The following is a 352-nucleotide window of genomic DNA, read 5'->3' on the forward strand; positions in this document are numbered from 1 at the left end:
AACTTCATTCTTATTACGGAGAATGAAAACGACATGTCGTTTCAATTTTCAGCTTGTTCCGGATTGTTAAAGAGCAAATATCTCAAACGTGACTCGAAAGCCAGTTTTGAGATAGTTTAGTAAACTGCATGGTGGAGCTAAGCGGGATCGAACCGCTGACCTCCTGCGTGCAAGGCAGGCGCTCTCCCAGCTGAGCTATAGCCCCATACAGTTACTGCAGAGACCATCTACTACCACTCAACCGCGAGTGACACGTCCTTTTTACGGGAAATGTAATTCTTTTCTGGTCAAGGCGTGGCTTCGCGCCGCATATCACGATATGCAAGTGAAGTCACAACGCAGGACAGGAAAG

1 tRNA gene is annotated in these 352 nt (G+C 47.2%); it reads right to left on the reverse strand.

Annotated features, from left to right (window positions below):
* Nucleotides 1-129 precede the first annotated feature (129 nt).
* Nucleotides 130-205, reverse strand: a tRNA-Ala gene (locus AB6T85_RS23720).
* Between the last annotated feature and the right edge of the window lie 147 nt (nucleotides 206-352).

It is taken from the genome of Erwinia aeris (assembly GCF_041224955.1).
Lineage (GTDB): Bacteria > Pseudomonadota > Gammaproteobacteria > Enterobacterales > Enterobacteriaceae > Erwinia > Erwinia aeris.